The organism is Achromobacter aegrifaciens, from assembly GCF_902859735.1.
Taxonomy (GTDB): domain Bacteria; phylum Pseudomonadota; class Gammaproteobacteria; order Burkholderiales; family Burkholderiaceae_B; genus Achromobacter; species Achromobacter aegrifaciens.
The window spans coordinates 183,470-206,850 of record NZ_CADIJY010000002.1 but is presented as its reverse complement, the minus strand read 5'-3'; the positions used below and the strand labels follow the sequence as shown (position 1 = coordinate 206,850).

Genomic DNA, 23,381 nt, shown 5'->3' with positions numbered 1-23,381 from the left:
GACCGGACCGCCGGGCAACCGCCCGGCATCCACTCCATAAGGAACCGCCATGCAAACCTTGATCGCTCCCGAAGTCACCACCGCTCCCGCCGCGCAATTGGACGACAGCCAGCGCGTGCGCTGCGAGATCTGGACCCGCGTCATGGGCTACCACCGCCCCGTCACTTCCTTCAACACCGGCAAACAGGGCGAATTCAATGAACGCCGCTTCTTCGTCGAACGCCGCGCCTGAGGGCGCCACGCGAGCCGCCGCGTCAGCCACGGGCTGCGGCCCGGGCACGCGGCGGCTGACGGCGCGCCCGGCCTACCCGGCCGCGCCGCAACCGGTGGCCCAGCCCTTGCCCCGGCATTCGCATGCCGTCGGCGGGCTGGTGCCGTTTTCCACCGTGGACTGGCCCGGGCAACTGGCGGCGGTCGTATTCATTTCGGGCTGCCCCTGGCGCTGCCACTATTGCCATAACGTCGAGCTCCAGACCCGCGCCGCCCGCTACGACTGGCGCGAGGTCCGCGCCTTCCTGGAGACGCGCAAGGGCCTGCTCGACGCCATTGTTTTCTCCGGCGGCGAGCCCTTGAGCGAACCGCGCCTGCCGCAGATGATCCGCGACGTCAGGCGCATGGGCTACCGCGTCGGCATGCATACCGCCGGCATCTATCCGCTACGCCTGGCCGACGTGCTGCGCCATCTGGACTGGATCGGCCTGGACATCAAGGCCGACGCCCAGGGCTATGACGACATCACCGGCCGCCGCGATTCCCAGCGCCCCGCGCTGGCCTGCCTGACGCAACTGCTGGCGGCCGACATCGACTTCGAGTGCCGCATCACCTGGCACCCGGACTGGCTGGACGAGACCCGGCTGCTGACCCTGGCCCGCGAGCTGGCGCGTCGCGGCGTGCGCCGCTTTGCCGTGCAAGGCGCGCGCCGCTCGCCCGATGCGCCGCCGGTACGCGCGCTAAGCTCGCCTGCCCTGGCGCTGCTGATGCAATGGTTCGAGGAGTTCGCCTATCGCTGAGCCAGGTGCTGCCGCATGGTGGCCAGAAAACGAGGCGATCCCACCGCGCCCACGTTGCAGCGGGACCACGGCGACACCGCCGTGGGATCCACGCTGAACACGCGTCCCGGCGCCATGGTGACCTTCTCGGGTATCAAGTCGGCCGCCAGCTTGAGGGAGTCCTCTACACCCGGAAAGGTCGACCACAGGTACAGCGAACTGGTCGGCCGGGTGTATACCCCGGCGCCGAGCGCGTCCAGCACCTGCAAGGCATGGCCGGTCGCCGCCTCCAGCCGCTGGCGCAGCCTGACCAGATGCCGTTCGTAGTGCCCTTCGCGCAGCATCACGTCCACCATGCGTTCGCAATACTCTGAGCTGCTGACATGCACCAGCGCCTTCAGGTCGGCCAGATCGCTGGCCAGGGCCGCGTTGCATGCGATAAAGCCCACCCGCAGCGCAGCCGAAAAGGACTTTGAAAAACTGCCTATGTAGATCGTGCGTTCCAGCTGATCCAGCGCCGACAGGCGCACGGCCGAGGTGGGCTTGAAATCGGCCAGCGGATCGTTCTCTACCACCGTCAGGTTGTAGCGTTCGGATAGTTGCAGGACCCTGTAGGCCTTGGCGAGCGAGATGTCCGAGCCAGTGGGGTTGTGCGCCAGCGACTGGGTGAAGAACAGGCGCGGCTTTTCGCGTTGCAGCAGCGCTTCCAGTGCAGCCACGTCGGGGCCGTCCGCCAGGCGCGGCACGCCCAGCATGCGCGCGCCGGCCAGCTTCAGTTTGCCGAACAGAGGGTAGTAGCCGGGGTTGTCCACCAGCACGGCGGCGCCCGGCGGCACGAAATAGCGGATCACCAGATCCATGGCTTCGTTCGCCCCATGTGTCAGCACCAATTGCGGCGGCGCCGCGTTGATGCCCACGTCGCCCAGTTTGCGCACCAGGCTCTCGCGTAGCGGCGCATAGCCGAAGCGGCTGCCGTATCGGAACAAGGCGCCCAACCCGGTGCGCACCACCTTCTGGTGATAGCGGTCCATGCGCATGTCCGCCAGCCATTCCACGGGCGGAAAGCCGTCCCCCACGGCCACGGCGTCGGGCTGGGTCTTGAGCTGTTCGCGCATCAGCCACACGATGTCCATGGCGCGGCTCAACTGCCCTGGCTCTTCTTCCGCAGCCTGGCGCGCGAACTTCGTCTCCAGCACGAAAAAGCCCGAGCCCCGCCGCGGTTCCACCAAGCCTTGCGCCACCAGCATTTCAAACGCCACCACCACCGTGTTCTTCGCATAGCGATGCAACTGCGCCAGTTCGCGCAGGGACGGCAGCTTGTCGCCCGGCCGGTAGAGGCCATCGGCAATCTGCTGGCCGATCAACTTGGCCAGGCTTTCGGCGATGGGCGCGGCGCGCTGGGGCCTGCCGCCGGTGTGTGCTGCTTCCACGCGCGTATTCCTGTTGGCTGGACTATCAGAATTGGTGCAGTGCAATGGTACTGTTTGCCAAAACTGTACCTCTCAATAGCGGTACAGTTTACCTAGAATCAGGCCACTTGATTCTTATACGGAGACACCTCATCGTGGCCGATTCACGCCTGCCCAACTTCCGCGCCCTGACCCCCGCGCAACGCCTGACAGCCATCGCCGACGCCGCCGCGCTCACGCCCGCGGAGCGCGCGCTGCTTGCCCAACCGGGCGCGCTTGGTCTGGACCGCGCCGACGGCATGATCGAGAACGTCATCGGTTCGTTCGAGCTGCCGCTGGGCGTAGCCGGCAATTTCCAGGTCAATGGCCGCGACGTGCTGGTGCCCATGGCGGTCGAAGAGCCCTCGGTGGTGGCGGCCGCATCCTACATGGCCAAGCTGGCGCGCGAATGCGGCGGCTTCGAAACCTCCAGTACCCGCCCGCTGATGCGCGCGCAGGTGCAGGTGCTGGGACTGGGCGACCCGCAAGGGGCGCGCCTGGCGTTGCTGCGCGAGCGCGAACGCATCGTCACGCTGGCCAACAGCCGCGACAAGGTGCTGATCGAGCTGGGCGGCGGCTGCCAGGACATCGAGGTCCATGTATTCCCCGACACGCCGCGCGGTCCCATGATCGTGATGCATCTGATCGTGGATGTGCGCGACGCCATGGGCGCCAATACGGTCAATACCATGGCCGAGGCCGTGGCGCCGCTGGTCGAACAAATCACCGGCGGCTCGGTGCGGCTGCGCATCCTGTCCAACCTGGCGGACCTGCGCCTGGCCCGCGCCCGCGTGCGTCTCACGCCGCAAGTCCTGGACACCAAAGAGCGCAGCGGCGCCGAGATCATCGAGGGCGTGCTGGACGCCTACACCTTCGCCGCCGTCGATCCCTACCGCGCCGCCACGCACAACAAGGGCATCATGAACGGCATCGACCCCGTCATCGTTGCCACCGGCAACGATTGGCGCGCGGTCGAAGCCGGCGCCCACGCCTATGCCAGCCGCTCGGGACGCTACACCTCGCTGACGCAATGGGAGAAAGACAATTCGGGCGCGCTGGTCGGCACGATAGAAATGCCGATGCCGGTGGGCCTGGTGGGCGGCGCGACCAAGACGCATCCGCTGGCGCAGGTAGCGCTGAAGATCATGGACCTGCGCTCCGCCCAGGAATTGGGCGAAATCGCCGTGGCTGTGGGCCTGGCGCAGAACCTGGGCGCGCTGCGCGCGCTGGCCACCGAAGGCATACAGCGCGGCCATATGGCCTTGCACGCCCGCAATATCGCGCTGGTGGCCGGCGCGACGGGCGCGGAGATCGACGCGGTCGCCAAGCGGATGGCGGCGGAAAAAGACGTCCGCACCGACCGCGCGCTGGCCTTGCTGGAGGAACTGCGCAACCCGCGATGAGTTTGTCCCGCAAGGTCAGGCGGCTTTGCATGCAGCGACAGGCGCCCCTCGCGGGCCCTGGACAACGACAGAGGCGGCGCACGGACTCCCCGGATGCCGCCCGACCACAGAGGAGAGAGACATGAAACCAAGCACCCCGGCGCCCTCCTGGCGCCTGGCGGAAGTGTGGAGCGACACGGTGGACCTGCGCCAGTTGGCCTGGGCCATCGGCCTCGGCATCGTCATCAGCGTGGCGGGCTTCTACGCCGCCAGCCGCTGGCTGCGCGGCATCGTGGCATCGCCCGAACTTGCGCACGCCTACGCCATGCTGGCCGGCCTGGCCGGCTGCGTGCTGGCGGGCGTGATCTGCGCCCGGCTGTTTCCGCCCAAGCGCGAAGTCATCGAACACAGCGCCGCCCATGATCCTGCCTGGCGCGCCGAAGTCCTGGCTGAACTGGCCGAGCAACCGGGCGGCCTGGGCTCCCTGGCGGACCTGCCTGAACCCACCAAGCGCGAACTGAAGGAACTGGGTCTGTACGAACTGTTCGCCGAAGCCGCCGCCCAACCCGCGCAACCGCAACCCGCCGCGGCAGCGCAGGCCGGCCCAAGCAAGGAGGCGCTGGCATGAGCGACCCCATCCTGCTTGAACAAATCATGGTGGCCGCCGCGATGGGGCTGCTGGGCGCGGTGGTGTTCGCGGCCATCGGCCTGGTGTCCGGCACCGACGAAACCACCACGCTGGCGCCGCTGACCCTGCTGGTGGTGCTGCTGGGCGTGCCGCCCGCTGGCGTATTCACTTTCTTCCTGGCCGGCGCGGTCGCCAAACACATGACGCACGCAGTGCCCACGGCCCTGCTCGGCATCCCGGGCGACACGCTGGCCACGCCGCTGCTGCAGGACGCGAACATGCTGCGCAAGCTGGGCGTGCCGCACATCGCTCTGCGCAAGATGGTGTCCGGCGCCATCGTCGCGGCCTTCGTGGCCGTGCCCCTGGCCGTGCTGTTCGCGGTGCTGCTGGCTCCGTTCGGCGCCGCCATCACCAAGTCCGCGCCCTGGATCTTCCTGGCCGCCGCGGTGCTGATCGCCTATTTCTCGGCCGGACGCTGGGCCGCCGTGGCGCTGCTGGTGCCCTTCGTGGTGGTCATCATCGCGCTGCAAAGCCTCACGGCCAAGTACGGCGTCAAGCTGAGCATCAGTTACTTCCTGGGCATCGCCATCGGCCCGTTGATCGCGGATCTGTTCACGGTGATCTCGCCCCAGGGCCGCTCGCGCATGATGCGCGACAAGGTGCGCACGTTCTCGCTGGCGCCCGACGTCAAGGGCTGGTCGGGCTATTTTCCCAACCCGCTGAAGGTCATGGACCGCACGCAGACACGCTGGACCCTGGCCACGGCCGCGATCTCCAGCGCCACTTTCGTGTTCAGTCCCGTGGCCATGACCGTGGTGCTGGGGGAACTGGTCGGCTCGCGCATCAAGCATGCCTACCACCGCCTGACGACGGTGCTGAGCGCGCGCAACGGCGTGACCGAGGCCACCTACATCGCCGAGGCGCTGATCCCGCTGATCGCCTTCGGCCTGCCGCTAAGCCCGGTTGCCGCCGGCCCGGCCGCGCCGCTCTTCAACGCGCCGCCGCGCTTCACGGTGGATGCCGCATCGGGCCAGACCCACAACCTGCACAATCTGCTCAACCACTGGGAATTCCTGGGTTACGGCATGCTGGCGGTGCTGCTGGCCGCGGTCGTGTCCTATCCGTTCGCGATGAATTTCGCACGCCGCGCCGCGCTCTTCGTGTCGCGCAAGGTCAGCCATGAAGCCATCATCGCCACCTTCGTCGGCCTGATCATCGTCATCAGCATCTGGGAAGGCCAGTTCCTCGGCCTGCTGGTGATCCTGACCATGGGCTTGATCGGCGGCCTGCTGTCGCGCCTGTTCGGCTTCAATACGGGCGTGCAGTTCATGGGCTATTACACCTCCGTGCTGTCGGTGCCGGCAATCGTCAAGCTGCTAGGCTAATGGCCCCCACGCCGCGCCCCTGCGGGGCTAGCTGCCCCCCGAGGGGGCTGGCCCACCTTGGGGCGGCCCGGCGGTGGGCCTGCGCCTGGGAGGACCCCCACGCCGCGCCCCTGCGGGGCTAGCTGCCCCCCGAGGGGGCTGGCCCACCTTGGGGCGGCCCGGCGGTGGGCCTGCGCCTAAGCCGGGCCCTCCATTGTTCGCCGCTTGATCCTGCGCAAGGCGACGCGAACTCCCTTGCTCTAGCCTCTTTCCACTTGAAAAGAGGAAAGACTCATCATGACGTGGTTCAAATCACTCACCCTCGCCGGACGCGAATTGCTGCCCATTGTCCAGGGCGGCATGGGCGTCGGCGTATCTGCCCATCGCCTGGCCGGCGCGGTCGCCAGCCAGAACGCCATGGGCACCATCGCCAGTGTGGATTTGCGCCACCACCATCCCGACCTGCTGGAAAAAACCGAACGCTGCCATGATCGCGACGTCATCGACAGCGCCAACCAGGTCGCGCTGGACCGCGAGGTACGCGCCGCGCTGGACACCGCGCAAGGCCGCGGCCTGGTGGCCGTGAACGTCATGAAGGCGGTGCGCGACCATCCCGCCCTGGTGCGCCAGGCCTGCGAAAGCGGCGCCCACGCCATCGTGATGGGCGCGGGCCTGCCGCTGGACCTGCCCGAGATGACGGCCGACTACCCGAAGGTAGCGCTGGTGCCCATTCTGTCCGAGGCGCGCGGCGTGGCGGTGGTGCTGAAGAAATGGATGAAAAAGGGCCGCATGGCCGATGCCGTGGTGATCGAACACCCTGGCTACGCCGGCGGCCATCTGGGCGCGGCCCGGCTGGATGACGTGCATAGCGAGCGCTTCGACTTCCAGCATGTGCTGGCCGATTGCCACAAGCTGTTCCAGGAACTGGCGCTGGGCTCGGATGCGCCCCGCCTGATCGTGGCGGGCGGCGTGGGCAGCCACGAGCAGGTGCGCCATTGGCTGGCCAACGGCGCCGACGGCGTGCAGGTCGGCACGGCCTTTGCCGTCACCAGCGAAGGCGACGCGCATGAGAACTTCAAGCGGGTGCTGATTGACGCCGATCCGGACAAGCTGGCCGAATTCACCAGCGTGGCCGGCCTGCCCGCCCGCGCCGTGGAAACGCCCTGGCTGACGCGCTATCTGCGGCAGGAAAAGACCCTGCAAGCCAACACCCGCTGCGATGCGCGCCGCTGCAGCCAGCGCATGGACTGCCTGACGCAATGCGGATTGCGCGACGGCCTGGCGCGCTTCGGACAATTCTGCATCGACCTGAAGCTGGCGGCCGCCATGCGCGGCGAGGTCAGCCGCGGCCTGTTCTTCCGCGGCGCGTCCAAGCTGCCGTTCGGCAGCGCCATGCGCTCGGTGCGTGAATTGATGGACTATCTGCTGCACGGCGAGATGCCCGCCTCCGCCTGAGACAGGTCGGCCCAAACGCGGGGGCTTCCTAAACTAATTGAACGACGTACAATATTATTCGTCGTTCAATTATTTCCACCCATGGATACCTCCGCCCTATCTCCATCCGAATCCGCCGCACCCGAAGCCGGGCGCCGCGAACGCAAGCGCTTGCAGACCCTGGACCACCTGGCGCAAACCGCCTGGCGCCTGTTCGAGACCCTGGGCTATGACGTGGTCACCATGGAACAGATCGCCGCGCAGGCGGATGTTTCCAAGGGCACGCTGTACAACCATTTTCCCGTCAAGGAAGCCCTGCTTGCGCACCGCTTCCATGGCGAACTGGCGGCAAGCCAGCGGGAACTGCAGCCCGCGCTGCGCGCCCTGCCCACCCTCGCACAGCGCCTGACGCGGATACTGCATGCTTCGGCACATTGGTCCGAATCGCATCGGACCTATCTGGGGCCGTACCTGCGCTACCGGCTATCCACGCTGCAACCCGGCGCGCGCGACGATGGCCGCTACCCGCGCAGCGGCATGCAGGCGCTGTACACCGCGCTGATCGAAGAGGCGCAGGCGGCAGGCCAGGCGCGGACCGATCTGGACGCCGGACGACTGGCCCATCAGCTGCAATTCCTGTACCTGGGCGCGATGCTGCGCTGGCTGGACCAGCCCCGCAGCAGCCTGAAGGCAGAGTTCGATGCCGCCATCAGCCTCTTCGTGCGCGGCGTGACGCCCGAGGCGGCGGCATGAGCGCCGCCGCGCTGGACTGGGCCGCCGCCGCCCTGGCCGGCCCGCAGGTGGCCGGCGGCAAGGGCTGGCAGCTGGGCCGCATGTCGCAGCTGGGCGTGCCGGTGCCCGACGGCTTCGTGCTGCCGGCAGCGTTGAGCCTGGCTCGCGAACCGGGCCAGGCATTGCCGCCCGCTGTATCCCAGGCGCTGCGCGATGAACTGGCCGCGCGCGGCTGGCTCGAACGGCCGCTGGCCTTGCGCTCGTCCGCGCCACAGGAAGATTCCGCGGGCGCCTCGTTCGCGGGGATCCATCTTTCCTGCCTGAACGTGCGCGGCGCGGATGCGGCGATCGACGCGGTCCGGCAGGTCTGGGATTCGCAATGGACGCCGCAGGCCTGCGCCTACCGGCAGAAGCTCGGCTTGAACCCGGCCGGAATGGCCGTGGTCGTCATGCCGCTGATCGACGCGGTCGCCTCGGGCATCGCCTTCACCCTCGATCCCGTGTCGGGGCGGCATGACGAGATGGTCATCCACGCCAACTGGGGCTTGGGCGAGTCGCTGGTCGACGGCGCGGCGCAAGGCGACGAGTACCGCCTGCGCGAAGACTATCTGCGCCAGGCTTGGCCGCTGGCCGGCCGGCGCATCGGCGCCAAGCGCCACGCCAGCCAGGCCGCGGAAGGCGCCGGCACCTTGCTTGCTCCGACGCCGGCCGCGCGCGCTGCCCAGGCCGTGCTGAGCGACGCGCAGGCCGAAACCCTGGGCGATATCGTGCGCGACGCGGCGCGCGCGCTGGACTATGCCGGCGGCGGCTACGACATCGAATGGGTCTGGGATGGGCGGCGCTTCTGTATCGTGCAGGCCCGTCCCATCACCGCGGCGGCGCGCCACACCTATCCGGCGCTGCGCGCGCAGCCAGCCTATTGGTCGCGCGGCAACACCCGCGAAGTGCTGCCGCTGGCCATGTCGGCGCTGGAATGGGATACGGGGCGCGTCATGGCGCAGCGCATGCTGACCACGGGCTTTGAACTGAGCGGCTATTCCACCCTGCCGGGCGTGCGGCTGGCGGCGCTGTTCCAGGGCCGGGTCTATCTGGACGCCTCGGTCATCCAATGGCTGGGTTACGACGCGCTGGGCGTGCCGCCGAAAGCCATGAACGCGCTGCTGGGCGGTCCCCAGCCCGAAATCGCAGTGACGCCCCTGACGCTGGCGCAACGCCTGCGGCATGGCGCGCGCATCCTGCGCTACCTGCGCCGCGCAGCCCCCTTGCGCAAGCAGGCGGAACAGGATCTGCCGCGCCTGTTCGCCCGCGCCCAGGCCTGGCTGGACGAGCCCGCGCCCGCGTCCAACGCCGCGCTGGGCGCGCGCCTGCGGGAACAGTTCCACACGGTGCTGGCGGCGGATCAATTGTTCTTCCTGCAGGGCTCGGGCGGCGGCGCGCTGCACAAGCTGCTGGAACTGGTGGAGAAAGCCTGCCCGGGCGAAGGCCATGCGCTCACGGCCGCGTTGATGGCTGGCGGCGAACCCAGCGTGACCGCGGCGCAAAGCTATGCCCTCATGGCGTTGGCCAAGCTGGCCGCCGGCGACGCAAGCGTGATGGAGTGGCTGCGCGATCCCCAGCGCGACAGCGCCGGCTGGCAGCGCGCCTTGCCGGATGGAGCTCCCTTCAAGCAAGCCTTCGCGGACTTCCTGCGCCAATACGGCCATCGCGCCGTTTATGAAACCTATCTGCGCAACCCGCGCTGGCGCGAGGACCCCGGCTATCTGCTGGACAGCGTGCTGCAGTTGACCGACGCCGACCCTGCCGCGTTGCGCGCCCGGCAGGACAGCGCCGCAAGCCAGGCCCGGTTGCGCCTGCGCGCGGCGCTACCTTTCTGGCAGCGCCCGCTGATCGCCCGTCTGCTGGCCGCTGCCCGCATCGAGGGCAGGCAGCGCGAGGCCGCGCGCAGCGTACTGGTGGCCTATCTTGCCGCCGCGCGCCAGAACGCCTTGGCGCTGGGGCGCCGCTACGTCCACGCCGACGGCCTGGCCGCCGCGGACGACATCTTCCACCTGAATGCGGCCGAACTCTTCGCCCTGGCCGACGCCAGGCTGACGCCCGCCGCCGCGGGCCGCCGCGCCGCCCTCCGCCGCGCTCAATTGGAGTCCTGGGCCGCGGCCCCCGATCAGGACGTCATCGCCGAAGATGCCGCAGGCGCCGCCACGGACATGCCGCCCCCCGCGCCTGCCGATGCCGGCGCCGCCGGATCCTGGCGCGGCACGCCTGCCGCGGGCGGCCATGCGCGGGCCGGCGCTTTCGTCGCCCGCTCGCCCTCCGAAGGACTGGCCATGCCGGCCGGCGGCATCCTGGTCGCCGCGTCCACCGACCCGGCCTGGACGCCGCTGTTCCTGCGGGCCGGGGCCCTGGTCATGGAGGCGGGTGGCTACCTGTCGCACGGCGCCATCGTGGCGCGCGAGTTCGGCATACCGGCTATCGTCAATGTGCAAGGCATCATGCGGCAGGTCGCCACAGGCGACGTCCTGGAAGTGGACGCGTCGCGCGGCACGGTGCGGCGGCTGGCAGCCGCTTCCAGCCTGGGCGCATCCGACTCGTAGAAGCCCGCTAGCGCGCCGCGGCCAGGTCGAACTGGAACACCGCGCCCGATCCGGCGCGGTCCACAAGCCTGATCTCGCTGTGGTGCAGCTGCAGGATGCGCTGCACGATCACCAGCCCCAGCCCGCCGCCGTCGCTAGGGCCTCGATTCAAGGCGCTGGCCCGCGTGAAAAGTCCCGCGCGCAGCGCCTGCGGAATGCCCTCGCCCGTGTCGCTGACCTGCACCTGCACCAGGTCATGCGCGCTGCCCAGCCGCAGTTCGATCAGGCCGCCGGGCGGGCTGTGGCGGATGGCGTTGTCCAGCAGGTTGGTCAGCACGCGTTCGATCAGCCCAAGGTCCGCGCGCACCGGCGGCAGTTCGCGCGGGATGTCGGTGGTCAGGCGTTGCTGGCGCGCCTCGGCCGCCAGCTCGAACTTCTGGATCACGTCCTGCACCAATTCCGGCAACGAAAAGGTCTCGGGCTCCAGCCGCACCAGCCCGGACTCCAGCCGCGCCAGTTCGAAGAGTTCCTGCGCCAGGCGGCCGACCTTGCGGCTCTGGGCCAGCGCAATGTCCAGGTAGCGGCGGCGCTCGTCCGGGTCCAGCGTCTGGTCCTTCAACCTCAGGGTTTCCAGATAGCCGTGCAGCGAGGTCAGCGGCGTGCGCAGATCGTGCGAGATGTTGGCGACCAGGTCGCGCCGCTGCTGGTCCTGCCGGGTCAGTTCGCGCCATTGGTCGGATATGCGCTTGCCCATCTGCACGAAGCTGCGCCGCAGCACCGCGATCTCGTCGCCATTGCGCTCCGAGGCGTCGCCCGGACGCTCCAGCGCGGCCAGGGCCTGCCCGTCGTCGCCGTCGAAGGCGCGCACCGCGCGCGTCAGCCCGCGCAGCGGCCGCGTGATCAAGGCGAACGCCGCCAGGCCAGCCACCAGGCCCAGCAACGCGACCAGCGCGATCGACCACAAGGTCGTGCGCAGCACGGAGCTGCGCGACACGGCCATCGCCAGCGCGTCGTGCGCCTGCCCCTGCAACACCACGTAGACGTAGCCCTTGTCCTGCCCGCCCACGCGCACCGGCGCGGCGCTGAAGACTTTCTGCGCGTCCAGGCTGCGCGGGTCGTCGCCGGTGATGGGCAGCATCTCGCCGGCCAACAGGCGCTTGACCGGCCCCAGGTCGACACGCTCGCGCTTGATCTGGCCGGCGGGCGCGGCATCGCCCACGATGTGGCCGTCGTTGGACAGCAAGTAGACCTCGACCGCCGGATTCACCGCCATCAGCATGTCGAACAGCGAGCGCACCGCAGCGGGCTTCCAGCCGTTGGTGTCCATCAATTCGTTGGCGCCGGCGATATGCTGCGCCAGTCCGCTGGACAGGCGCTGGACGACCTCCTGCTCGTAGCGGGAATTGGCCGCGATCTGCAGCCAGGCCGAGGCGCCGCAGCTGGCGAGCAACAGCAACGCAAACACGGCGGACAGCCGTTGGGTAAGCGTGAACCGCTTCATGATGCGCCTCCCGCGCCGCCCGGCCCCGCGGCGAATTTATAGCCCTTGCCCCAGACCGTCAGAATGCGCTGCGGATCCGACGGGTCCGCTTCGATCTTCACCCGCAGCCGGTTGATGTGGGTATTGACCGTGTGTTCATAGCCTTCGTGCTGGTAGCCCCATACCTGGTTCAGCAGATCCATCCGCGAAAAAACCTTGTCCGGGTGCCGCGCGAAGAAATGCAGCAGATCGAACTCGCGCGGGGTCAGGTCCAGCCGGCGGCCGTCGACCTCGGCCGTGCGCGCCACCGGGTCGATGGCCACGCCGTGCAGGGCCAGACTGCCGGCGTCGATGCGCGCGTTGCGCTCAAGCGCGTCGCTGCGGCGCAGGAGCGCCCGCACCCGCGCCACCAGTTCCAGCATCGAGAACGGCTTGGCCAGGTAGTCGTCCGCGCCCAGTTCCAGGCCCAGGATGCGGTGCACTTCGCTGGAGCGCGCGCTGGTGATGATGATGGGCGTATAGCGCGCCATGGCGCGGGCGCGCTTGCAGATTTCAAGGCCATCGATGCCGGGCAACATCAGGTCCAGCACCAGGGCGTCCCAGCCGCCTTCCTCCAGCCTGCGCATGCCTTCGTTGCCGTCGGCGGCATGCTCGACCGCGTAGCCTTCGTCCCGCAGATGCAGGCGCAGCAGTTCGGCGATGTGGGCGTCGTCTTCGACGATGAGTACGCGTCGGGGCGTGTCCATGGGCAGCAAACTCTAAAGGGGCTATGCGCCTATTGTCGCCAATCCGCGCCGCCGAGTTATCACAATTAATTTAAGTTTGCGTGAGGACTTCGGTATCGGCCCCGGGGAAGAATGGCTCCAACGACAACAAGCCCCCCCGGAGTCCCGCCATGCTGGCCCCTCCCGCAAGCCACGACGTTCCGGCCCCGCCGGCCAATGTACCCATCCATCCCGGCTGGCTGCGCGCCATGCACTGGCTCAACGCCCTGGCCGTGGTGGTCATGGTAATGAGCGGCTGGCGCATCTACAACGCCTCGCCCTTGTTCGACTTCGTGTTTCCACGGGAGATCACGCTGGGCGGCTGGCTGGGCGGCGCCCTGCAATGGCATTTCGCCGGCATGTGGCTGCTGTTCTTCAACGGCATCCTGTACCTGGCCATGAATCTGGCCACCGGCCGCCTCTGGCGCAAGTTCTTCCCCTTGAGCATCCGCGGCATTGCCGCCGACCTGGGCGCGGCGCTGCGCGGCAAGCTCGCCCACGCCGATCCGCGCCGCTACAACCAGGTGCAGCGGCTGGCTTATCTGTTCGTGATGCTCGACATCGCGGTGCTGGTGCTGTCCGGGCTGGTGCTGTGGAAGTCGGTGCAGTTCGAACTGCTGCGCGAACTGATGGGCGGATACGAGACCGCGCGCCGCGTGCACTTCATTGCCATGGCCTTGCTGACGGCGTTCGTGGCGGTCCACCTGGTGATGGTTGCATTGGTGCCGCGCAGCCTGATCGCCATGATCCGCGGCAAATAAGGAGCCATCCGTGAACAAGCACAAGCGCCCCTCCCTGCCCGGCCTGGACGGCCCGGCCATCCTCAAGGAAGCCGGCAGGATCCTGGAAAAGCGGGTCGAACAGCCCTCGCGCCGCGCCTTCCTGCGCAGCAGCCTGACCCTGGGCGGACTGGCCATGCTGTCGGGCTGCTCGCTGTCGGACGACGAAAGCGTAGAGAAAGCGCTGACCGCGGTTTCGCGCTTCAACGACCGGGTGCAGGGCTGGATCTTCGACCCCGACCAGTTGGCGCCGACCTATCCCGAATCGATGATCACGCGGCCCTTCCCCTTCAATGCCTACTACGGCATTGACGAGGTGCGGCATGTGGACGAGGAATCGTTCCGCCTGGAAGTCAGCGGACTGGTCGCAGACAAGCGCCGCTGGCGGCTGGAGGAACTGCGCGCCATGGCGCAGATCGACCAGGTGACGCGGCACATCTGCGTCGAAGGCTGGAGCGCCATCGGCAAATGGGGCGGCGTGCCGTTCTCCGCCTTCCTCAAGCGCGTGGGCGCGGACCTGAGCGCCAGGTACGTGGGCTTCAAGTGCGCCGACGACTACTACACCAGCATCGACATGCCCACCGCATTGCACCCCCAGACCATCCTGGCGCTGACCTATGACGGCCAGACGCTGCCACCAGAGTACGGCTTCCCCATGAAGCTGCGCATGCCTACCAAGCTTGGCTACAAGAACCCCAAGCACATACAGGCAATTTTCGTCACCAACACCTACCCGGGCGGTTACTGGGAGGACCAGGGCTACAACTGGTTCGGCGGCAGCTAGGTGGAATCTTTCACGCTTTCACTCTCCATAAAGGAACGCATCATGAAGAAAATCGCTACCACCGCCGCGCTGTCCCTGTGCCTGGCTTTCGGCGCCGCGGCAGTCCATGCCGCCGACAGCATGAGCAAGGACGCCATGGGCGGCGGCTCGATGGCCAAGGACGGAATGGCCAAGAGCGGGATGTCCAAGGATTCCATGTCCAAGGACGGCATGTCGAAGGAAGGCATGTCGAAGGATTCGATGTCCAAGAACAGCATGTCGAAGGACTCGATGTCCAAGGATGGCATGTCAAAGGATGGCATGTCCAAGGATTCGATGTCCAAGGACGGCATGTCGAAAGGCGGCATGTCCAAGGATGGCATGAAGCAATAGCGCCCACCCGGCCCGCCCCTGATCCGGAGCATGTCATGAAACTAGACCGCAGGCATTTCCTGGGCCTGGGCAGCGCGGCGGCCATCGCCGCCGGCCTGGCCCCGGTCCTGGCGGCGCGCGGCGGCCCGGCCGCCGCCGCCCAGGCCTTCCCCTACACGCTGAGCGACGCGCAATGGCGCGAACGGCTCACGCGCGAACAATACGAAGTGCTGCGCCGCGAAGGCACCGAGCGTCCCTACTCCAGCCCGCTGGACAAGGAGTATCGCAAGGGCGCCTACGCCTGCGCCGGCTGCGCCCATCCGCTGTTCTCTTCTTCCACCAAGTTCGACAGCGGCACCGGCTGGCCCAGCTTCTGGCAGCCGCTGGACGGCGCCGTGGGCGAAACCAAGGACCGCAGCTTCGGCATGACGCGCGTCGCCGTGCATTGCGCCAATTGCGGCGGCCATCTGGGCCACGTCTTCGACGACGGCCCGCGTCCGACCGGGCTACGCTACTGCATGAATGGCGTGGCCCTGGCGTTCACCCCGCAGGCCTGAACTCCGGCCGCCCCATCCATCAGGAGACACCATGTCCGCCATCCACCTGCCCCGCAAACTTTGCGCCGCGCTGGCCGTCGCCTGCGGCCTGCTGGGCGCCGCCTCGGCCAGCGCCGCGGAAACCGCCTTCATCATTCCGCCCCCGGCCATGGACCAGCCCGCGGCCGCCGCACCGCAAAAAGCCGTCATCGCCGGCGGCTGCTTCTGGGGCGTGCAAGCCGTGTTCCAGCACGTCAAGGGGGTCAGCTCCGCCGTCTCCGGCTACGCCGGCGGCCAGGCGTCCACCGCCAATTACGACACCGTCAGCGGCGGGCGCAGCGGCCACGCCGAAGCGGTCGAGATCACCTACGACCCCGCCCAGGTCAGCTACGGCCAGCTGCTGCAGATCTATTTCTCGGTGGCCCACGATCCCACCCAGCTCAACCGCCAGGGTCCGGACAGCGGCACCCAGTACCGTTCAACGGTCTTTCCTGCGGACGACGGCCAGCGCAAAGTGGCCGAAGCCTACATCGCGCAGCTGAACAAGACAGGTGTGTACCCCAAGGCGCTTGCCACGACGATAGAACCGCTGAAAGCCTTCTATCCTGCCGAGGACTACCACCAGGACTATCTCGTGCGCCATCCGTACAGCATGTACATCATGGTCAACGACGTGCCCAAGGTCGAAAACCTGGCCAAGACGTTTCCGCAGCAGTATCGGGACAAGCCTGTGCTGGTGAACTGAAGACGATAAATGGAGCCGGCCGCGCTGAATAAAGTCGGCCGCGCTCTAAACCCTTGCGTAGCAACGAAGGCTCGCTTACGGAGCCTTTATCTCCTTCTTTTCCGCTTTCTCCTTTTTTTCTCCATCGTAATGGGACTTGATGGCGAGAAACATGCCCGTGCCCAACACCAGAAGCTTGAACGTACCGAAGACTACAGGGACCCAAAAATTCATCATTTCCTCAAAACGCTGCTTCAGCAGCTTCATTTACGACTCGCGGGCCAGGCAACGACAAACGACCTCAGCGCCGCCGAGCGCTATCAGCAGGTACCGCAAATAGGAACCGGAGATTTTTCCCCATGCCTTCCTCTGACGCTTGCTTAAAAATGGCAACGCAAAAAGAGGTTGGAAATGGGCAGAGCGAGCGCCATACGCCCTGCAAACAATCGGAGTTTACCGTCGAACTTCATGCAATTTGCTGCACCGGAAACTGCTACGTATCCGCGACCGTATCAGTTCGGCCACGGCGGCTCATGCCTGTCCCGTACATCGCCATGCGCAGTAGCGGCATGTAGTTTTCCCAGCAGATCACGGCACCCAGTTTTCCGCGGGGTGTATCGAACACGGGCATGGTGGAGCCGTCGCCATAGCCCCAGATCAACCGTTCCACGACGGTCGGCATCAATTTGCGTTGCTTGCTGCGCCAGCCGAGCCCAGCACCGGCGCATGCGGTTCGATGCCTTCGGGGTGTCATGCCTGCCCGCGGCCTGAGCTGGCCAAGGGCGCCCGCTATGCCTGAACCGCCCGTCTTGGACCGGAAGTACACTCGGCAGCAGACAGCCACCTGCACACAGGCCCACCCAGCACAACCGCGTACCCACATGTTCCAACTACGACAGCTGAAGATCTTCGTCGCGGCGATGGAAACGTTGAGCTTCACGAAAGCCGCCAAACAGGTGCATCTGTCGCAACCCAGCGTTACGGAACAGATACGGGCGCTGGAAGAGAGCGTCGGCCAGGCGCTCTTCATCCGCCAGAACAATCGCCTGCAACCCACCCCGGCCGCAGAGAGACTGGCCATTCGAGCACGCGAATTGCTTGCCCGGGCCGATGACGCCTTCCGGGAAGTTCGCGACAACGTCGACGATTCAGGAGGCACGATCCGGGTCGCCGCGCCGCAGACCTTGTGCACCAGTGTGCTGGTTCCGCAACTGTTGCGCTTTGCCGGCATGCACCCCGGAACGCAGGTTGCAGTTCAAGAAAGAAACTCCCTGGCGACGGCTCAGGCGGTGCTCGATGGGACGGCCGACCTCGGTCTGGTGCACGGATGGCCGGCAAGCGACGCCAAGCTCCGGGCGCAAGCCATTGCGCGGGACATGCCGGTGGTCGTAATGCCCCCTGGGCATCCGCTATCCGAGGCTGTAGACATCAAGGCCGACGCGCTTGCCGCATTCCCGCTGGTCGTCACGATGGACGGCTGCCGATACCGGGAATACCTGGAGGCCGTGTTGCAGGAAGCCCCGGTGCAGCCGCGTATCCGCGGTGTCGCCGACAGCGTACCGGCCTTGATACAGATGGTGTCCGCGGGCCTCGGGGTATCGATCCTGCCGCGGATGGCCATGGATCCCGCAGCGACAACGGCTTGCGTCCGGTGGCGGCCGTTGTCGACCGCGGGAGCAGGTCTTCCCATCTGCCTGCTCACCCTGCACCGGACGCCTACGCGCCAGGTGGCCGCCTTCATCGAGATGATCCGCCTCGCGGCGACTGGCTCAGACCAGCCGATGGCCGCCATCGACATGAAGCACGGTGCCGGTGGTGTAGCCATTGCCGATCAGGAAGCCGATGGCATCGGCGATATCGCTGCCGGCGCCGACCCGGCCCACCGGTAGCCGCTCGGCCATCGATGCCAAAAGCGGTCCGCTGTCGGCGCCGGCTACGTCATTCCAGATGGGCGTATCCACCCAGCCCGGCGATACGGCATTGATCCGCAGCGGCGCAAGCTCGACCGCCATGGCGCGCACGACACCCTCCAACGCGGCATTGATCGCCGCCACGGCGATGCCCTTCGGCCGGGGCCGGTAGGCGGCAATGCCCGACGTCAGGGTGATGGAACCGTGCGCCGGCATGCGCGGGGCGCCATGTTTGGCCAGCAGGATGGGCGCGACGACCTTGGAGCGGATGGCTCGGTCCAGCGCGTCCAGCGAGAGTTGCGGCAGCAGCTCGTAGGCGCCGCGTATGTCGGCAGCCGTGCAGACCAGATGATCCACCGGGCCTGATTCTTCAAACAGCCGCTGCACTTGCGCTTCACTCGTCACATCCGCCTGGTGCAGGCGAGGCGCGCCAAACGCGCGCAACTGCTCGCGCGCCGCGTCGAGCTTGTCGCGGGACCTGCCCACGATCAGTACCTCGCAGTGCATGCCCAGCAATCGCTCGCTGACGGCCAACCCCATGCCCGAGCTACCGCCGACCACCACCACCCGTTGTCCTGCAAGACCATTGTCCATGCTCATTTCCTTGAAACACGTGTTTGGAGCAGGCGATGGTGGCGCTACGAAGTGCCGGGCGCCAGCAGGAATGTCCGATCGGGGTATCGGCTTGCCCGATGCGGGCGTGTCCAGGTTCCGGCGCTTTGCGTGAATGACGAAAACGGAAAAGCAATGCTGCATCCTGCGCCATCGGCCGCGGCGCGACGCTGGGCGGTATCATGCTGGCCAAGACCGGCGTTGCCGGCACCCTATTGTCGGCAGGCGGAATTGCCGCCATCGCGATGGCGTTCGCGCTGCGGCAACGGTTTCCGGCAACAGCCGGAAGCTGCGATGCCCGCCAATCGCGGGCCTGCCGGCAAACGAGTCCAGGAGAAGTACAGCAGTGAACGATACCCACATACCGGAAACGGAAACCCCCGAAGACCGCAAAGAACAGCTGCCCACGCTGTGGCGCGACGATGGCTGGACCGCCAGGATCATCAAGAACGAGGAAGACGACGGCTGGGCCGTGGAAATGACCATGGACGGCGAGGCCGAGCCGGCCCTGGTCGGTCCATGGACCATGGGCCGCGACAAGAAAAACCCCAAGCCGCTCGACTCCCCGGCCTTCATCACCCTGGTCAAGACCGCCCGGGAAGTCCTGCGCCGCCACGAGCAGCAATTGCACGCGACGCTACACAAAAGCGTGAAGATCGACGCCGCCGCCGGCCGCCTGACCGTCAAGCTGGATATCGTTCCCGACGAAGACGAGCCGTATGCCGTATTGAGCGCCTACGATGAATCCGGCGAACAACTGGCCCAGACCCATGTCGCGCCGACCTACAAGCTGAGCGTGCAGCGCGCCTCGGAGTGGGCCAGCGGCGGCTTCGGCAAGCACGGCTGACCTGAAACCCCGGCCTCGGCCGCGCCTTAGCGCCGCGCGCGGACCTGCCCCGGCGGCACGCCGAAGCGGCGCCGGAATGCGGTGGCGAAGTTGGCTGCGCTGCCGTAGCCGGCGATGCAAGCCGCTTGCGCGACGCTGATGCCATCGCGCTCCAGCGCCAACCGCGCGCGCGACAGCCTGCCCTCGCGCAGGTATTGCGCCACCGTGGTGCCCCACATGGCGCGAAAGTGCCGCTGCAGCGTGTTCACGCTGACGCACGCCCGCGCGGCAATTTCCGCCAGCGGCAAGGCATCGGCGCCGCCCTGATCTATCCATTCCCGCAACGCGGCCATGCGGCGGCGGTCGCGCGGGCTGAGCGGCGCGGCCTCCTCAGTGGCCGTGCCGTGCGCATGCGCCAGCGCCTCGACCACGATGTCGAGCGCGCGCGACTTCTGGTACAGGCGCCACAAAGGCGGCGGCAGCACGGGCGGACGCAACATCTGCTGCGCGGCGGCCACGGCCTGGTCCGATGCCTTCCAGGTCTGCAACGCCAGATGGCGCTGCGCGAACGCGCGCAGCGCCAGTCCCTCTTCGCCGGGAAGATGCCGATCCAGCCATTGCGGCTGCAAGGTCAGCATCACCGTGCGCTCGATATGGCCACGGCATGACTCGCGCAGGAAGGCGTCCGGCCGCAGCGCGGAAAGCATCACCCCTTGCACGCTACCATCGGCGCCGGGCCCCAGGGTGAGCCTGTGTTCCCCCAGCGTCACGTTCACGCGGCCGCCGACCACCAGGGCCAGGTGCAGGCCTGGCCGCACCGCCGCACGCATGCGCGCACCTTGCAGATCGCGCGCGTCCAGCCGCCACAACACCATGCCAGGGTCCAGTTCGGCCAGGTCAGACCAGCCTTCCATGACGGTCTGCGCGCGCGCAGGGACCACAGGCGCCATCCCGTAATGGACGACCCGATGTGCTGATTCCGCAACGGCTACGGGCCGAAGCTCGTCCATGCCGGATTCCGGAGGATTGGCGATGCCGCAAAGCATTGTGGTGCCGGCGCAAAACCCGGCGTGCACTCCCGCTGACATAATTCTGAACGCTTCAAATAGAAATCGTTCTCAATTAAATCATGCACATCCGGCTTTGGGTTGAGCATCTGCGGCGGGCGTTGTGAAAACCCCACCCTGCCCGCCCGGTCCGCATGCTGCGTTGCCTGTGGAGTAGAACTTCGTGCTGTCCCTGTCCAACCAACGCCTGAACTACGCCGCAGCGGCGCTGTTCTGCGCGCTTCATACCGCCGGCGCCGCCGCGCAGACGACCTCGACGCAGGATGATCACATCCAGCAGTTCCCCACCGTGCAGGTGCTCGGCACCGCCGAAGAGGAAGTGAAGGAAGCGCTGGGCGTCTCGGTGATCACGGCCGAGGAAATCGCCCGCCGTCCTCCCACCAACGACCTGTCCGACATCATCCGGCGCGAACCTGGGGTCAACCTGACCGGCAACAGCGCCAGCGGCTCACGCGGCAATAGCCGGCAGGTCGACATCCGCGGCATGGGGCCGGAAAACACCTTGATCTTGATCGACGGCAAGCCCGCCACCTCCCGCAACGCCATCCGCTATGGCTGGAGCGGAGACCGCGACACCCGCGGCGACACCAACTGGGTGCCCGCCGAGGAAGTCGAGCGCATCGAAGTATTGCGCGGCCCCGCCGCCGCGCGCTATGGCTCGGGCGCGATGGGCGGGGTGGTGAACATCATCACCAAGCGGCCCACGGACAAGCTCAGCGGTTCGCTGACCTACTATCTGAACCAGCCCGAGAACAGCGACGAAGGCAATACCAACCGGGTCGGCATTCGCCTGAGCGGCCCCATCAGCGACACCCTCAGCTTCCGGCTCTATGGCAACTACAACAAGACCAACCCCGACGCCCGCAACATCAACGCCGGCCGCTCGCTGCTCAACGGCGACGGCCAGGCGGAATCGGCCGGCCGCGAAGGCGTGATCAACCAGGACCTGAACACGGTCTTCTCCTGGCGTCCCGACAACCGTAACACGCTGGACCTGGAAGCCGCCTTCAGCCGCCAGGGCAACCTCTATGCCGGCGACACGATGCTGAACTCCACCACCAAGTTCACCGACAGCCTGTACGGCAAAGAAACCAACGTGCTCTACCGCGAGAGCCTGAGCCTGACGCATCGCGGCACCTGGGACTGGGGTACCTCGCGCGCCTCGATAGGCTATGACTACACCCGCAACGCGCGCCAGAACGAAGGCCTGGCCGGCAGCGGCGAAGGCAGCCCGATGGACCTGGGCTGGTCCACCTCGCGCTTGAAGAACCTGCGCGCGGCGGGCGAGGTCAACGTCCCGTTCAAGCTCGGCTTCGAGCAGGTCGCGACGGTAGGCGTGGAATGGCTGCGCGAATCCCTGGACGATCCCGCCAGCCTGCGCCAGACCTACACGGGCGGCGTCATCGGCGGCGTGGCGCCTGGCAACCGCGATCCCAAGACCACGCAGAACAGCTACGCGCTGTTCGTCGAGGACAATATCGAGGCCGGGGAACGCACCACCCTGACGCCGGGCGTACGCCTGGACCACAACGAGAAGTTCGGCAACAACTGGAGCCCCAGCCTGAATGCCGCCTACAAGGTCACAGAGGCCTTCAGGCTCAAGGGCGGCATCGCGCGGGCATACAAGGCGCCGAACCTGTACCAGTCGAATCCGAACTACCTGATGTACAGCCGCGGCTTCGGCTGCCTGGCCTCGCAGGCGAATCAGAACGGCTGCTACCTGGTGGGCAATGAAAACCTGTCGCCCGAAACCAGCGTCAACAAGGAAATCGGCTTCGAGTACGACCCCGGCAGCTGGCGCATGAGCGCGGCCTACTTCCGCAACGACTACAAGAACAAGATCGTGGCCGGCACGGACATCGCCTATCGCCTGGCCAACGGCGCGCGCGTGCTGCAATGGAGCAACTCGGGCAAGGCCGTGGTCGAGGGGCTGGAAGGCAATCTCTTCATTCCGCTGGCGCCCAGCCTGGACTGGAACACCAACTTCACCTACATGATCCAGAGCGAGAGCAAGGACAATGGCCAGCCGCTGAGCATCATCCCGAAGTACACGATCAATTCCACGCTGGATTGGTTCGCCACGGAAAAGCTGTCGTTCCAGGCCAACCTGACCTACTACGGCAAGCAGGAAGCCCCGACGTTGAACCCGCGCCGCGGCGAAACCATCACGGGCCAGGGGTTGCAAAGCGTCAGCCCCTACGCCCTGGTCGGGTTGAGCACGGGCTACGAGCTCAACAAGAACCTGCGCTTGCGCGTCGGCGTCAGCAACCTGCTGGACAAGAAGCTCTACCGCGAAGGCAACGCGGGCGAAGCGGGCGCCGCCACCTATAACGAACCGGGCCGCGCCTACTACGCGACGGTCACCGCGTCGTTCTAAGGCGGGCAAGCCAGCCGCGCGGCCCGGTGGACAGGGCGCGCGGGGCTCGCCTGCGGCCTCAATGGCCGGTCGAATCCCCTTCCCGGCTGGCTTCGAAAAGGAACCAGGTGCGCCGTTCGGTCTCGTCGATCCAGTTCTCGATCAGGCTGGAGCTGGCGATGTCGCGGTGCTCGTCGGTGATGTTGTGCGCTTCGCGCAGCGCCGCGGCCAGGACCTTGTTGTCCTCGCGCAGCTCGGCCAGCATATCCAGCGGCTGCACGTAGTCCGCGTCGTTATCCGAGATGCGCTGCGAACGCGCGATGTGGCCGATGGAACGCAGCGTCGTGCCGCCGATCTTGCGGATGCGTTCGGCGATGGGATCCGTCATGGCGAACAGCTGGTCGCCCTGCTCGTCCAGCAGCAGGTGGTAGTCGCGGAAATGGGGGCCGCTGACGTGCCAATGAAAGTTCTTTGTCTTGAGATACAGCGCGAACACGTCGGCGAGTATCTGGTTCAGCGCGGCGGAAATATCCCTGGTGGCCGCCGACGCCAGGTCGGTCGGCGTCGCCAGCGGGCGCTTGCGCCGCTCTTTCAGGGCTTTGGTGGTCTTCTCATCCAGTTTCTTGGCCATGGGTCGCAACTCCT

At 67.0% G+C, this 23,381-nt stretch carries 23 protein-coding genes and 1 pseudogene; 16 read left to right on the top strand and 8 right to left on the bottom strand.

The window, feature by feature from the left end; all coding sequences use genetic code 11:
- The first annotated feature begins 49 nt into the window (after positions 1–49).
- Together nrdD and HV766_RS06970 are read left to right on the top strand one after the other, a co-directional pair.
- A complete protein-coding gene (gene nrdD, locus HV766_RS06975; RefSeq protein WP_054456820.1) occupies positions 50–232 on the top strand; it encodes an anaerobic ribonucleoside-triphosphate reductase in 183 nt (60 codons plus the stop codon).
- The gene (locus HV766_RS06970) at positions 198–1,010 is read left to right on the top strand and encodes an anaerobic ribonucleoside-triphosphate reductase activating protein (protein WP_175180837.1); all 813 of its coding nucleotides are present in this window, start codon (positions 198–200) and stop codon (positions 1,008–1,010) included. The genes nrdD and HV766_RS06970 overlap by 35 nt, the downstream gene beginning before the upstream one ends.
- On the opposite strand, the gene HV766_RS06965 is transcribed toward HV766_RS06970, so the two are convergent.
- Positions 1,001–2,419, bottom strand: a complete 1,419-nt coding sequence (locus HV766_RS06965; protein WP_175180836.1) for an aminotransferase-like domain-containing protein — start codon at positions 2,417–2,419, stop codon at positions 1,001–1,003. The genes HV766_RS06970 and HV766_RS06965 overlap by 10 nt on opposite strands.
- 131 nt (positions 2,420–2,550) lie before the next feature.
- Here HV766_RS06965 and HV766_RS06960 point away from each other — a divergent pair, with 131 nt between their 5' ends.
- The 6 genes from HV766_RS06960 to HV766_RS06935 all read left to right on the top strand — a co-directional run bounded on the left by HV766_RS06960 (position 2,551) and on the right by HV766_RS06935 (position 10,568).
- Positions 2,551–3,840: a hydroxymethylglutaryl-CoA reductase, degradative gene (locus HV766_RS06960; RefSeq protein WP_175160763.1), complete on the top strand. Its 1,290-nt coding sequence runs from the start codon at positions 2,551–2,553 to the stop codon at positions 3,838–3,840.
- 121 nt (positions 3,841–3,961) lie between these two features.
- Positions 3,962–4,447 carry a hypothetical protein gene (locus HV766_RS06955; RefSeq protein WP_054456818.1) on the top strand — a complete coding sequence of 162 codons (486 nt, stop codon included), beginning with the start codon at positions 3,962–3,964 and terminating at the stop codon, positions 4,445–4,447.
- Complete coding sequence (locus tag HV766_RS06950; RefSeq protein ID WP_175180835.1) at positions 4,444–5,832, top strand: tripartite tricarboxylate transporter permease; 1,389 nt, start codon at positions 4,444–4,446, stop codon at positions 5,830–5,832. Before HV766_RS06955 ends, HV766_RS06950 begins: the two co-directional genes overlap by 4 nt.
- 276 nt (positions 5,833–6,108) lie before the next feature.
- Positions 6,109–7,266, top strand: coding sequence for an NAD(P)H-dependent flavin oxidoreductase (locus HV766_RS06945; RefSeq protein WP_054456816.1), 1,158 nt, complete (start codon positions 6,109–6,111; stop codon positions 7,264–7,266).
- Between the two features lie 81 nt (positions 7,267–7,347).
- The gene (locus HV766_RS06940; RefSeq protein ID WP_175180834.1) at positions 7,348–7,998 is read left to right on the top strand and encodes a TetR/AcrR family transcriptional regulator; all 651 of its coding nucleotides are present in this window, start codon (positions 7,348–7,350) and stop codon (positions 7,996–7,998) included.
- A complete protein-coding gene (locus HV766_RS06935; protein WP_175180833.1) occupies positions 7,995–10,568 on the top strand; it encodes a PEP/pyruvate-binding domain-containing protein in 2,574 nt (857 codons plus the stop codon). Before HV766_RS06940 ends, HV766_RS06935 begins: the two co-directional genes overlap by 4 nt.
- A gap of 7 nt (positions 10,569–10,575) precedes the next feature.
- Here the strand turns inward: HV766_RS06935 and HV766_RS06930 are convergent, their stop codons facing one another.
- Both HV766_RS06930 and HV766_RS06925 read right to left on the bottom strand, forming a co-directional pair.
- Positions 10,576–12,048, bottom strand: coding sequence for a sensor histidine kinase (locus tag HV766_RS06930; protein ID WP_175180832.1), 1,473 nt, complete (start codon positions 12,046–12,048; stop codon positions 10,576–10,578).
- The gene (locus HV766_RS06925; RefSeq protein ID WP_054456812.1) at positions 12,045–12,773 is read right to left on the bottom strand and encodes a response regulator transcription factor; all 729 of its coding nucleotides are present in this window, start codon (positions 12,771–12,773) and stop codon (positions 12,045–12,047) included. The genes HV766_RS06930 and HV766_RS06925 overlap by 4 nt, the downstream gene beginning before the upstream one ends.
- Positions 12,774–12,922: 149 nt before the next feature.
- Between HV766_RS06925 and HV766_RS06920 the strand changes: the two genes are divergently transcribed.
- From HV766_RS06920 to msrA, 5 genes are read left to right on the top strand one after another with little or no spacing between them, the layout of a single operon-like run.
- Positions 12,923–13,552 (top strand): cytochrome b/b6 domain-containing protein, encoded by a 630-nt coding sequence (locus tag HV766_RS06920; protein ID WP_175164558.1) that lies wholly within the window; start codon positions 12,923–12,925, stop codon positions 13,550–13,552.
- 10 nt (positions 13,553–13,562) lie between these two features.
- Complete coding sequence (locus HV766_RS06915; RefSeq protein ID WP_119451119.1) at positions 13,563–14,354, top strand: molybdopterin-binding protein; 792 nt, start codon at positions 13,563–13,565, stop codon at positions 14,352–14,354.
- Between the two features lie 42 nt (positions 14,355–14,396).
- Positions 14,397–14,726 (top strand): pentapeptide MXKDX repeat protein, encoded by a 330-nt coding sequence (locus HV766_RS06910; protein ID WP_119451118.1) that lies wholly within the window; start codon positions 14,397–14,399, stop codon positions 14,724–14,726.
- Positions 14,727–14,761: 35 nt separating this feature from the next.
- Complete coding sequence (gene msrB / locus HV766_RS06905; protein WP_119451117.1) at positions 14,762–15,262, top strand: peptide-methionine (R)-S-oxide reductase MsrB; 501 nt, start codon at positions 14,762–14,764, stop codon at positions 15,260–15,262.
- 31 nt (positions 15,263–15,293) lie between these two features.
- Entirely contained in the window at positions 15,294–15,986 is a 693-nt protein-coding gene (gene msrA, locus HV766_RS06900) for a peptide-methionine (S)-S-oxide reductase MsrA (RefSeq protein WP_175163738.1), read from the top strand.
- Between the two features lie 75 nt (positions 15,987–16,061).
- On the opposite strand, the gene HV766_RS06895 is transcribed toward msrA, so the two are convergent.
- Together HV766_RS06895 and HV766_RS06890 are read right to left on the bottom strand one after the other, a co-directional pair.
- Positions 16,062–16,232, bottom strand: coding sequence for a hypothetical protein (locus tag HV766_RS06895; protein WP_175163740.1), 171 nt, complete (start codon positions 16,230–16,232; stop codon positions 16,062–16,064).
- Positions 16,233–16,506: 274 nt separating this feature from the next.
- A pseudogene (locus HV766_RS06890) lies at positions 16,507–16,662 on the bottom strand (nitrilase-related carbon-nitrogen hydrolase); the annotation flags it as partial.
- A gap of 184 nt (positions 16,663–16,846) precedes the next feature.
- On the opposite strand from HV766_RS06890, the gene HV766_RS06885 reads away from it, so the two are divergent.
- Positions 16,847–17,854: a LysR family transcriptional regulator gene (locus HV766_RS06885; RefSeq protein WP_175180831.1), complete on the top strand. Its 1,008-nt coding sequence runs from the start codon at positions 16,847–16,849 to the stop codon at positions 17,852–17,854.
- Here HV766_RS06885 and HV766_RS06880 read toward each other — a convergent pair.
- Positions 17,735–18,469 (bottom strand): SDR family oxidoreductase, encoded by a 735-nt coding sequence (locus tag HV766_RS06880; RefSeq protein ID WP_175163744.1) that lies wholly within the window; start codon positions 18,467–18,469, stop codon positions 17,735–17,737. The two genes, HV766_RS06885 and HV766_RS06880, sit on opposite strands and share 120 nt — an antisense overlap.
- 364 nt (positions 18,470–18,833) lie before the next feature.
- Between HV766_RS06880 and HV766_RS06875 the strand changes: the two genes are divergently transcribed.
- Positions 18,834–19,334 (top strand): hypothetical protein, encoded by a 501-nt coding sequence (locus HV766_RS06875; RefSeq protein ID WP_054456804.1) that lies wholly within the window; start codon positions 18,834–18,836, stop codon positions 19,332–19,334.
- A gap of 26 nt (positions 19,335–19,360) precedes the next feature.
- Here HV766_RS06875 and HV766_RS06870 read toward each other — a convergent pair whose 3' ends face one another.
- Positions 19,361–20,227 carry a helix-turn-helix domain-containing protein gene (locus HV766_RS06870; RefSeq protein ID WP_175180830.1) on the bottom strand — a complete coding sequence of 289 codons (867 nt, stop codon included), beginning with the start codon at positions 20,225–20,227 and terminating at the stop codon, positions 19,361–19,363.
- A gap of 325 nt (positions 20,228–20,552) precedes the next feature.
- On the opposite strand from HV766_RS06870, the gene HV766_RS06865 reads away from it, so the two are divergent.
- The gene (locus tag HV766_RS06865) at positions 20,553–22,757 is read left to right on the top strand and encodes a TonB-dependent siderophore receptor (protein WP_217472151.1); all 2,205 of its coding nucleotides are present in this window, start codon (positions 20,553–20,555) and stop codon (positions 22,755–22,757) included.
- A gap of 58 nt (positions 22,758–22,815) precedes the next feature.
- Here HV766_RS06865 and HV766_RS06860 read toward each other — a convergent pair whose 3' ends face one another.
- Complete coding sequence (locus HV766_RS06860; protein ID WP_013393536.1) at positions 22,816–23,367, bottom strand: Dps family protein; 552 nt, start codon at positions 23,365–23,367, stop codon at positions 22,816–22,818.
- Positions 23,368–23,381: the final 14 nt, after the last annotated feature.